A 10,942-nucleotide genomic window follows, 5' to 3' on the forward strand; every position below is an offset into this window, starting at 1 on the left:
CGAGCGCGCGGGCACCGCGATCTCGGATGCCAATCACTACGTGCGGGAAAAACCGTGGCACACGATCGCGCTCGTTGGCGGAGTCGCGCTGATTGCAGGCGCGCTGTTCGCGTCGCGCTCGCGCTGATTGCCCTGCGTGGCGGCGCGGAAGCAAAGAAGCGAGCCGCTGCGTCGCGCAGCCGCGCACACGCCGCCATGAATGGCCGCGTGTGCCCAACGCAATTCGCGACTACCTAGTCCTAGTTATCGTCGATCACAAACAGCCGCTGGTATTCCTTCACCGCGTAGCGATCCGTCATGCCCGCGATGTAATGGGCGATCAGACGCGGCTGCCGCGCCGCATCGTTCGACTGGTAGGCCGGCGGCAGCAGCCTGGGGTCATCGGTGAACGCGTCGAACAGGCCGGCCACGACGCGGCGCGCCTTGTTGGCCATGCGCATCACCCGATAGTGGCGGTACAGGTTTCTGAACAGAAAACGCTTGAGCGCCGCGGCCTGCGCGGCAACGCTGTCGCTATGCGCGACGAGCGGAGGCGCCGCGCGCACGTCGTCCAGTGATGACGGCGCGTAGCGAACCAGATTGAGCCGCGTCGTCTCGATGAGATCGATGATCAGCGTATTGATGATGCGCCGCACGGTCTCGTGGATCAGTCTGCGTCCTTCGATGTGCGGGAAGTCGCCGCGCGCCGCTTCGTAGTGCGTCTGCCACAGTTCGACTTCAGCGAGTTGCCCGATCGTCAGCAGGCCGGAGCGCAAACCGTCGTCGACGTCGTGATTGTTGTATGCGATTTCGTCGGCGACGTTCGCGATCTGCGCTTCGAGCGACGGCTGACGCCCTTCGAGAAAGCGCTCGCCGAGCGCGCCCAGACGCCGCGCGTTTTCGCGCGAACAATGCTTGAGGATGCCTTCGCGCGTTTCGAAGCACAGGTTCAAACCATTGAACGCGCCGTAGTGCTCTTCGAGTTCGTCGACGACCGCGAGGCTCTGCAGGTTGTGCTCGAAGCCGCCATGCTCGCGCATGCATTCGTTCAGCGCATCCTGCCCGGCATGGCCAAATGGCGTGTGACCGAGATCGTGCGCGAGCGAAATCGCTTCGACCAGATCTTCGTTGACACGCAGATTGCGCGCGACCGAGCGCGCGATCTGCGCGACTTCGAGACTGTGAGTGAGCCGCGTGCGAAACAGGTCGCCCTCGTGATTCACGAACACCTGAGTCTTGTATTCGAGCCGGCGAAATGCGGTGGAGTGGACGATGCGGTCGCGGTCGCGCTGAAACTCGGTGCGCGCGCTTGGCGCGGCTTCCGGATAGCGGCGCCCACGCGAGCGGGTCGAAAACGCGGCGTAGGGCACGAGATGCGCTTCGAGCGCCTGCTGGGTCGGCGCCGCGACGGCTGGGGCGTCGCCAGCATCGCCGGCGATCGCCGTGGCGGCACCGTTGGCCACACCGTTAGTCACGCTACGAGCCGCGGCTGTGCGCGCCGCCGGGTCTTGCTCGAGGTCGTCGCTGTGCCTGTCAGTCACCGGGTTCTCCGAAACATGGGCGGCGCCTCCTGACGCAGGTGCGCGACACGTGGCTGCCGGGCCGCGAAGTGTCTAGACGGCGGCGGCCAGCGTCGCATGCACCTCGGCGTCGGGCGCCCGGGTGATCAGCGTCTCACCGAAACGCTTCAGCAGAATGAATTTGATCGCACCGGCTTCCGCTTTCTTGTCCACCTGCATCAGTTCGACATAGCGGTCCGCGCCGAGGTCCGGCGCGCGGGTGGGCAGATGCGCGGCGACGATCACGTCCACGAGACGCTTGCGCGACGCGTCGTCGAGATGGCCTAGGCGCACCGACAGATCGGCCGCCATCACCATCCCACAGCCGACCGCCTCGCCGTGCAGCCACTCGCCGTAGCCGAGCCCGGCTTCGATTGCGTGGCCGAACGTGTGGCCGAAATTGAGGATCGCGCGCAGTCCGCCTTCGCGCTCGTCCTGCGCAACCACCGATGCCTTGATCTCGCACGAACGCTTGACCGACTCGGCCAGTGCAGCCGGGTCGCAGCGATTCAGCGCTTCGATATTGGCCTCGATCCAGCTGAAGAAATCGGCGTCGGCGATCGCGCCGGTCTTGATGACCTCGGCGATGCCCGCCGCCAGTTCACGCTCGGGCAACGTCCGCAGCGCGCCGATATCGGCGATCACCGCTTGCGGCTGGTAGAAAGCGCCAATCATGTTCTTGCCGAGCGGATGGTTGATGCCGGTCTTGCCGCCCACCGACGAATCCACCTGCGACAGCAGCGTGGTCGGCACCTGGATGAACGGCACGCCGCGCATGTAGCAGGCCGCGGCAAAGCCGGTCATATCGCCGATCACGCCGCCGCCGAGCGCGATCAGCGTGGTCTTGCGATCCGCGCGCGAGCCTAGCAGCGCATCGAAGATCCGATTCAGCGTGTCGAGATTCTTGTACGCCTCGCCATCTGGCAGAACGACCGTGGACACCTGCTTGTCGAGCGGCGCCAGCGCCGCGCGCAGCGTGCCGCCGTATAACGGATCGACGGTGGTATTGGTGACGATCGTGACCGAGTTGCCGGCGATATGCGGCGCAAACAGCGCGGTCTGGCCGATCAGATCTGCACCGATATGGATGGGGTAGGCGCGCTCGCCTAGTTCGACGTTGACAGTGATCATACGGTCCATTATGGCGCAGGATGTTTGGCGACGCCGGCCATCTCGAGCTGCATCAGAACCATGTTGACGAGTCCGTTGACCGAAGGCCGGCCTGTTTCGATCACGAAATGCGCGCATTCCCGGTAGAGCGGGTCGCGCACCTCGTAGAGCGCTTCGAGACGCGCTTTCGGGTCTTCTGTTTGCAGCAGCGGGCGATTCTTGTCACGCCGCGTACGCAGCCACAAGTCGTGCGGATTGGCGCGCAAATAGACCACCAGGCCCCTGCTGTTCAGCGCCTCGCGGTTTTCGGGCCGCAGTATCGCGCCGCCGCCGGTCGCGAGCACGATCTTGTCGCGTCCGGTCAGCTCGTCGATCACGCCGGCCTCGCGCTCGCGAAAACCCGCCTCGCCCTCGAGCTCGAAAATCACCGGAATGCGCGCACCGGTGCGCGCCTCGATTTCATGGTCCGAATCGAAGAACGGGCGCTCGAGACGGCGCGCAACCGCCCGGCCCACAGTGGTTTTCCCTGCCCCCATGAGCCCTACGAAAAATACATTGGCGTGTGCGTCCCGCGCTTGCAACGGTGTCCTCTGGCTAATCCGGTGAAGTTCGTGCCGCAGCTTACTGGCAAAGCGGCTGGCTTGTCGAGCCTGAGCGAGCCCGAGCAAGGCCGACCAGCCAGCGCGCCGCCGGCCGACCGCGGCGGCAGCGTGCGCTAGTTTTCCTCAGCGATTTCCTGCACGACTCGCGGGGTGATGAAAACCGCAAGTTCGCTGCGCTGATCGCGATGAGCCCGGTTGCGGAAGAGCGCACCCAGAATGGGAATTCTTCCGAGCAATGGCACGCGCTCGACGTCGTCCCGCTCGTCGGCCGCGTAAATTCCGCCGATCGACACCGTGCCGCCATCCTCGACCTCGACACGCGTTTGCACGTGCTTGGTGTTGATCGCGGGCCCGGCGTCGGTCTGCTCGCCAACGCTGTCTTTCGCAACGTCCAGATCCAGCACCACCCGGCCGTCCGGCATGATCTGCGGCTCCACCTCCAGTTTGAGCGTGGCGCGGCGGAACTGCACGCCGGATACGCCCTGCCCGACCTTGGCTTGATACGGCAGCTCGCTGCCCTGTTCGACGACCGCCTTCATCCGGTCCGCCGTGACGACTCGTGGGCTCGAGACGATTTTCCCATGCCCCTCGGCCTCGAGCGCAGAAAGCTCGACGTTCAGGAGTCGCGTCGCGCGGGCCGCGAACAGCGTGAGGCCAGCGGTCGCGGCCTCGAATCCCGAGATCGGCCGTGCCGACAGATCGTAGACGGTGCCGTCCGTGCCGCCGCTGAGGCCTCGGCCAGCACCATCCGGGTTCGTGCCCGCGAGCGCGAGCCGCACGCCGAGATTGCGCGAGAAGCCGTACTCGCCTTCGACGATGCGGGCTTCGATCAGCACCTGGCGGGTCGGCCGGTCGACGGCGGCGATGAGCGCCGCGATCTGCTCGAGACGCCCCGCCAGATCGGTGACGAACAGCAGGTTGGTGCGCGGATCGGCGGTCACCGCGCCGCGTTTGGACAGTACGCGCTGGGTGCCGGAACCGGTCAACAGGCGCCGCACGTCCTCGGCGTGCGCGTAGTGCAGCTGGATGGTGCGGCTCGCGAGCGGTTCCAGGTCCGCCGAGCGCGCGTGCGCGGCGAAGCGCTGCCGCTCGCGCGCCGCCAGTTCCGCAGCGGGCGCGACCCAGATCACGTTGCCGTGGCGCTCCATCGACAGATTGTTGACGTCGAGCAGCGTGTCGAACGCGGTACGCCAGGGCACCTTGTCGAGCCGCAGCGAAACCGCGCCGCGCACCTTGTCGCTCGCGACGATATTGAGGCCCGTGAACTCGGCGAACGACCTCAGTACCGCACTGAGTTCGGCGTGCTGAAAGTTGAGCGAGATCGGCTTGTCATCGTCGGTGGAACCGGCAGCGGCGGCGTCCGCGGTTTGCCGCGCGCCGCTCAGGCGCACGGGCGGTGGCAGCGGGACGGGCGGGCCTTCGAGCATGTTTGCACCGGCGCTGTCGTCGCGGGCCGGCGCCGCAGGTTGTGCCGGCGGGAATGCGGCGTCGCCGGCGGCAACCTCCGTGGAGGCATCGGGCGCGGTGGCCAACGCTGACGAAACCGTCTGGCCTGCATCCGGGTCTTGCATCTCGCTTTGCGCGCGCTCTTGCGCCGCGTCTTGTGGCGCGTCTTGTGGCGCGTTTTGCGCCAACTCGTAGCGAAACGGGTTCGGCACTCGCGCGAGGCCGCCGCGCGGCAGCGGCGCGGTTTCGAATGCGGCGTCGGCAACCGCGAGCCGATCCTCCGCCGGCAGATAGGCCGGCAGTGGCGGCCGCAATGGCGGCGTCGAAGCACGCGCGATGCCGGTGGCTAGCGTCGCGCTGATGTAGAAGCCGAAACCAAGGCCGACGCTCGACACGGCAAAGCGCTCGATCCCGCCGCCGACGCGCGATGCCGCTACGCTCCATCGCTTCATCCAGCTCATCATGAAGCCTCCATCAACGTCAGCGTGCGCGTCGTGCCGCCGTTCGCGAGGGTGATCCCGAGTTCATCGAGTCCTGTCACCCGCTCGGCGCCCAGTTGCGCTCCAGCGGCGACCGTGGTCGCGCCGTCCGGCGTGTCGAGCAATGCGAGTCCGCGCGTGCGATCGCGCAGCAACCCGACCAGCCGCCATTGCACCGCGTCGGCCGGCTCGCCGCCCGCGGACAGCCGCGGCTGCGAGAACGGATCGAAGAACACGATCTCTTCGTCGTCGTCCTCGTCGAGGCTCGCGTCGTCATACGCATGCGCGGCCTCGACCGCAGGCGCCGGGCGCAGCGCGTCGAACACACGCAGCGTCGCGGCCATCGACAGCGCGGCGCCGTCCTGCTTGACGGTCACATCGACGGGAACGACCAGCACGGGCAATTGCGACAGCCCGTGGAAAAACGCCATCAGGTGAACGAAATCCGTGTGCGCGGTGAGCTGCAACGGGCGCATACGCTCGATGCCCTCGCCGCTCGCCGGACCCGGCTCGAGCGCGAGCAACGCGACACCGTTCTGAGCGGCCAGCTCAGAGACACTGCGTACGTCGTCGGCCGAACTCCACGACGTGGCGGCGCGCACGGCCGGCATCGCGGCGCTGATGCGACGCAGCGACGGCAATTGCGCGAGCGTGCGTCGTGTTTCGACGAGACGCTGTGTGCTAGCCGTCAGCGCAGACCGGCTTGCGTCCAGCCCGCACAGATCGGCGGCTATCCAGCCGTAGGCGCCAAGGCCAAATACCAGTGAGCCAATCAGTGCCGCCACCACCTGGCGGCGGCGCCGACTCCATGCGTCGAGCGGCAGCCGCGCCTGCTTCATCCATTGCGAAACACGGGCGGACACAGGCGTCGCGCCGCCCGCCTCGAAAAAGGCCGTACTCATTGTCTACCTCCCGATTGTTCGGACTTCGCCGCACGCGCCGCCGCGGGCCCGCTGGCGCGACCCGCTTTGGGCGGTGGATCGCCCCAGCGCAGGCGCGCGTTGAACTCCACCGGCGCGCCAAGCGCTTGAGCCGCGTGAGCACCGCCATGTGCGGGCGGCCGATGCAGGTCGCGCACCTCGACGCCCTTCACGCCGCGAACCGCGCCGAGCCGCTTCAGCCACTCGGCCGACGTCAGATGGCTGCTCGACGTAGTGAGCAACTCGGTGTCGTACTCGCGCTGGCGCAATTGCCGCAACACCACGCCGTCGCCGGGTTCGAAGCTCAGCGCTTCGAGCAGATCGAGCAGATGCGCGAGCTGTTCCGACAGGGTCGCCGCGCGTGCCGCGTTTTGCCGCGATGCGTCGCGCGCGCGCAGCAGCTTCGTGTGCTCGGCGACCGGCGCGTCGAGCTGCGTGAGTTCCTGTTCGGCCGCCGCGCGCCGCGCATCGAGCCGCGCCGCTTCGAACGCCTGCCAGCCAGCGAGCATGAGTACGGCGGCAGCGCCCAGGCACGCCGCCACGGCCCAGTCGCGCCAACAGCGCCGCCGCGCGAGCCGCGCATTGCGTTGCCGGTATGGCAGCAGGTTGAAGCCACCGAGCCATGGCATCACGACGCGCCTGTCGTTCACCGGCGGCCTGGCCGCCCGCGCCAACGACACCGAAAGCCCGCGCATCATTCGATCACTCCGCGCAGAGCAAGCCCGAACGCAACAGCGCCGGCCGGACCACGCAGCGGTTCGTCCTCGAACGGCCGCACGCGCGTACCAAGCAGCGCGCACTCGAACGGCAGCACTGAGCAACCCAGCACGTCGCCGATGTCGGCGAGCGAAAAACCCACGCCGTCGAGCAGATCGACTTCGCCGCCGACCAGCGCGCAGTCGAACCGCGGGCCACCGGCCAGATCGCGCAGCGCGTCGGCGAGATCCGTATGCTCGGGCGCCGGATAGTGCATGTCGCCGTCGATCACACCGTCGGCCATGCGCCAGCCATGCACGCCGTCCGTACCGATCCACAACGCGACGTACGGCTCGCACGGGTCGAGTTCATGCATCGCCGCGTAGCGCATCGCGCGCAGCGCCGCATGGTGCTCGCCGTCGACCGCGCTCAACGAAATGCCCGCGCTCGCCGCGCATTCGATTCGCGCTTCGAGATGCTGACGCGCCATCGCGGTGATCGTCACCGCGCGCACCGGTGCTGACCGCTCGTCGACGCACCAGTCGGCCGCGAGCGCATGCCGCTCGACTCCGGCGATACGCTCGGCCTCGTCCATCACGGCCGGCGCGAGTCCGGCGAGCGCGGGGCCGCCATCCTGCTGCTCGCACTGGCTCTGCGCGGCGAGCCGTTCCAGTGGCACCGTGCTCGTGCGCGTGATCGACGCGGGCACCGCCATCGCGCACTGCAGCGCCTGCGCGGTACACACGCGCGGCAGGCCCGCGAACGCATCGCGCAACGCGCGCGCGACGGCCTGCCGGTCGATGATCTCCGCACCCGCCATCGCGCTGGCGGCGAGCGGCACCGCGCTCATATGTTCGAGCTGCAGTGCGCCGCGTGCGCGAAAACGCTGACTGAGCACGATCAGCCGTACATTTTGCGAATTGATGTCGATGCCGGCGGCGAAGCGCTGCCCACCCGATTGCACCGCCTGAAGCCACGAATTTCCTGATGCCATATACCCTCCCTCTGACTCACGCGACGAACGATTCGAACGCGAGTAACGAGGGATCATTGTGGACAGACATGCCGCGGCGCGACACTCAGCCAGATGGCTAACGGTGACGCCGAAGCGCCCCGCGCGAGATCAAACGGACTACAGTGAAGTCATTGCGGCGTGAGGCGATTTCCCGCGCGCAGTCGGCGTCGCGACAAGGCTGCATCGGCCGTAAGCAGGTCGAAAGCTGACGGGCGAGGCGGCTATAATCGCGGGACTGCTTTTCCGGTATTCCTATGCAATCCACGTCTCCTACGTCCCCGCCGCCCGCGCCGAAAAAACGCAAACGCCCGTTGTGGCAGAAGCTCATCTTCGGCCTGGTCGGGTTGATCGTGGCGGGCGTCGTGTGCGTGGCGCTGCTGGCCGGCTATGCGCTCGTGGTCGCGACACCGAATCTACCGTCGCTCGATGCGCTGACCGACTATCGTCCGAAGGTGCCGCTGCGCATCTACACGGCCGACCATGTACTGATTGGTGAGTTCGGCGAGGAACGGCGCGACATCGTGCGCATTCAGGACGTGCCCGACAGCCTGAAGAAAGCGATCCTCGCGATCGAAGACGCACGCTTTTACGACCACGGCGGCGTCGACCTCACCGGCATCGCCCGCGCCGGCTTCGTCGCGCTCACCAACGGCCACGCAACGCAAGGCGCAAGCACGATCACGATGCAGGTCGCGCGCAATTTCTTCCTCTCCAGCGAGAAAACCTATACGCGCAAGATCTACGAGATGCTGCTCGCGTACAAAATCGAGTCGAAGCTGACGAAGGATCAGATTCTCGAGGTGTACATGAATCAGATCTATCTCGGGCAGCGTGCGTACGGTTTCGCGAGCGCGGCGCGCGTGTATTTCGGCAAGGACCTGAAGGATCTGACGCTCGCCGAATCGGCGATGCTCGCCGGTCTGCCGAAGGCGCCGTCCGCGTATAACCCGGTCGTCAATCCGAGGCGCGCGAAGGTGCGGCAGGAGTACATCCTGCAGCGCATGGTCGAACTGCACTACATCACCGAGGAGCAGTTCGACGACGCGCGCCGCCAGCCGCTGGTCGTGAAGGGCATGGGCAAGGAGTACAGCGTGCACGCTGAATACGTCGCCGAAATGGTGCGGCAGATGATGTACGCGCAATATCGGGAAGAGGCGTATACGCTCGGTCTGAACGTGGTGACCACGATCGATTCGGCGGATCAGGACGTCGCCTATCGCGCGCTGCGCAAGGGGTTGATGGACTATGAGCGCCGGCGCGGCTATCGCGGCCCCGAGGCGTTCATCGACCTGCCGTCCGATGAGCAGGAGCGCGAACAGGCAATCGACGATGCACTGCTCGAACATCCGGACAACGGCGAGATCATCGCGGCGGTCGTGACCGCGGCGAGCCCGAAGCAGGTGCAGGCGATGTTCATCGACGGCAATGCCGCGACAATTCAGGGCAACGGTTTGCGCTATGCGCAGTCGGCGCTGAGCGCACGCGCGCAGCCCGGTCAGCGCATCCGTCCGGGCGCGATCGTCCGCCTCGTGAAGAACGACGACGGCGACTGGTCGATCACGCAATTGCCGCAGGTGGAAGGCGCGTTTATTTCGGTCGTCCCGCAGGACGGCGCGATCCGCGCGCTGGTCGGCGGCTTCGATTTCAACAAGAACAAGTTCAATCACGTGACCCAGGCATGGCGCCAGCCGGGCTCGAGCTTCAAGCCGTTCATCTATTCGGCGTCGCTCGAAAAAGGCCTTGGACCCGCGACGATCATCAATGACGCGCCGCTCTTTTTTAGCGCCGCGGAAACCGGCGGGCAGCCATGGGAGCCGAAGAACTATGGGGGCGGCTTCGATGGTCCGATGACGATGCGCACCGCGCTGCAAAAATCGAAGAACCTCGTGTCGATCCGGATCCTGAACCAGATCGGCACGAAGTACGCGCAGCAGTACATCACGCGCTTTGGCTTCGACGCGGAACGTCACCCCGCCTATCTGCCGATGGCGCTCGGTGCGGGTCTCGTCACGCCGCTGCAGATGGCGGGTGCGTTCTCCGTGTTCGCGAACGGCGGCTACCGGATCAATCCGTACCTGATCGCCGAAGTCACCGATCAGCGCGGCGCGGTCGTTGCGCATGCGCAGCCGCTCGTAGCCGGGCAAAGCGCGCCGCACGCGATCGAACCGCGCAACGCGTACATCATGAACAGCCTGCTGCAAAGCGTCGCGCAACGCGGCACGGGTGCCAAATCCAACTCGCTCAAGCGCACCGATCTCGGCGGCAAGACCGGCACGACCAACGACTCACGCGACGCGTGGTTTGCCGGCTATCAGCACACGCTCACCGCGATTGCGTGGATCGGCTACGACAATCCGCGCAGCCTGGGCGACAAGGAAACCGGCGGCGGCCTCGCGTTGCCGGTGTGGATCGAGTACATGGCGTACGCATTGAAAGGCGTGCCCGAGTACAAGATGCCGATGCCCGACGGCGTGGTCGAGCTAGGCTCGGAGCTGTATCTGGAGGACTTCACGCCGGGCAACGGTTTCGTTGCGACCGTGGGCGTCAGTCAGGCCACGCTCGACGCCGAGGCCACGGCGAGCGCCGCATCGGCGGCCGCGCCGCAACAGGTCGGCGAGCAGGAGCGGCAAGACATCATGAATCTGTTCCGCGGCCACTGAGGCCGCGTCGAGGCGTTGCCAGAAATGCAAAACCGCCGCGTTCGATGCGCGGCGGTTCTGTTTTCGGGGCTGCGATTGGCGCGTTTGCCAGGTTGCCGCTGGGCTTATTGCGCGCTGATTCGCACCGGTTCGCCCGCCTGTTCGCTCGCATATTGCGACAGCGCCGCGAAAAACTCGGCGCCGCTGCGCGTGTCGCGCCATTCGCCGTCGACGAAACGGAAGTGAAAACCGCCCGCCTTCGCCGCGATCCAGATCTCGCTCATCGGCGGCTGAAGGTTGACGATGATCTTCGTGCGGTTCTCGAATTCGAGCGTCAGAACGTTGCCGCTGCGCTCCAGTTCGATGTCGGCACTGGTATCGTCGAGCGCGCTCTCGATGGCGGCCAGCACGGCTTCCGCACGGGTCAGGTAATCACTATCGGACATGCTAAACTCCATCGATTATTTATTCAGGGACAGTCATGCGAGTCGTATCTC

10 protein-coding genes are annotated in these 10,942 nt (G+C 66.3%); 2 read left to right on the forward strand and 8 right to left on the reverse strand.

Translation table 11 applies throughout. The features are described 5' to 3' along the window. A partial coding sequence (locus VGH68_RS15395; RefSeq protein WP_331604512.1) for a DUF883 C-terminal domain-containing protein occupies nucleotides 1-127 on the forward strand: 127 nt, incomplete at its 5' end. Nucleotides 128-239: 112 nt separating this feature from the next. Here VGH68_RS15395 and VGH68_RS15400 read toward each other — a convergent pair. The 7 genes from VGH68_RS15400 to pilM all read right to left on the reverse strand — a co-directional run bounded on the left by VGH68_RS15400 (nucleotide 240) and on the right by pilM (nucleotide 7,785). Next, nucleotides 240-1,520 (reverse strand): deoxyguanosinetriphosphate triphosphohydrolase, encoded by a 1,281-nt coding sequence (locus VGH68_RS15400; RefSeq protein ID WP_414696948.1) that lies wholly within the window; start codon nucleotides 1,518-1,520, stop codon nucleotides 240-242. Nucleotides 1,521-1,592: 72 nt separating this feature from the next. Continuing rightward, nucleotides 1,593-2,669 (reverse strand): 3-dehydroquinate synthase, encoded by a 1,077-nt coding sequence (gene aroB, locus VGH68_RS15405; protein ID WP_422662218.1) that lies wholly within the window; start codon nucleotides 2,667-2,669, stop codon nucleotides 1,593-1,595. A gap of 8 nt (nucleotides 2,670-2,677) precedes the next feature. Beyond that, nucleotides 2,678-3,229 (reverse strand): shikimate kinase, encoded by a 552-nt coding sequence (locus tag VGH68_RS15410; protein ID WP_331604514.1) that lies wholly within the window; start codon nucleotides 3,227-3,229, stop codon nucleotides 2,678-2,680. A gap of 134 nt (nucleotides 3,230-3,363) precedes the next feature. Further along, nucleotides 3,364-5,157 (reverse strand): type IV pilus secretin PilQ, encoded by a 1,794-nt coding sequence (locus VGH68_RS15415; protein ID WP_414696949.1) that lies wholly within the window; start codon nucleotides 5,155-5,157, stop codon nucleotides 3,364-3,366. After that, the gene (locus VGH68_RS15420) at nucleotides 5,157-6,077 is read right to left on the reverse strand and encodes a hypothetical protein (RefSeq protein WP_331604507.1); all 921 of its coding nucleotides are present in this window, start codon (nucleotides 6,075-6,077) and stop codon (nucleotides 5,157-5,159) included. Before VGH68_RS15420 ends, VGH68_RS15415 begins: the two co-directional genes overlap by 1 nt. Then, nucleotides 6,074-6,793, reverse strand: a complete 720-nt coding sequence (locus VGH68_RS15425; protein WP_331604508.1) for a fimbrial assembly protein — start codon at nucleotides 6,791-6,793, stop codon at nucleotides 6,074-6,076. Before VGH68_RS15425 ends, VGH68_RS15420 begins: the two co-directional genes overlap by 4 nt. Then, nucleotides 6,790-7,785 (reverse strand): pilus assembly protein PilM, encoded by a 996-nt coding sequence (gene pilM, locus VGH68_RS15430; RefSeq protein ID WP_331604509.1) that lies wholly within the window; start codon nucleotides 7,783-7,785, stop codon nucleotides 6,790-6,792. The genes VGH68_RS15425 and pilM overlap by 4 nt, the downstream gene beginning before the upstream one ends. A gap of 275 nt (nucleotides 7,786-8,060) precedes the next feature. Here pilM and VGH68_RS15435 point away from each other — a divergent pair, with 275 nt between their 5' ends. Further along, on the forward strand, nucleotides 8,061-10,466 hold the full coding sequence (locus VGH68_RS15435; protein ID WP_331604510.1) for a penicillin-binding protein 1A: 2,406 nt from the start codon (nucleotides 8,061-8,063) through the stop codon (nucleotides 10,464-10,466). Between the two features lie 104 nt (nucleotides 10,467-10,570). Here VGH68_RS15435 and cyaY read toward each other — a convergent pair whose 3' ends face one another. Then, on the reverse strand, nucleotides 10,571-10,891 hold the full coding sequence (cyaY, locus tag VGH68_RS15440) for an iron donor protein CyaY (RefSeq protein ID WP_331604511.1): 321 nt from the start codon (nucleotides 10,889-10,891) through the stop codon (nucleotides 10,571-10,573). Between the last annotated feature and the right edge of the window lie 51 nt (nucleotides 10,892-10,942).

It is taken from the genome of Paraburkholderia sp. (assembly GCF_036488505.1).
Classification (GTDB): Bacteria; Pseudomonadota; Gammaproteobacteria; order Burkholderiales; family Burkholderiaceae; genus Paraburkholderia.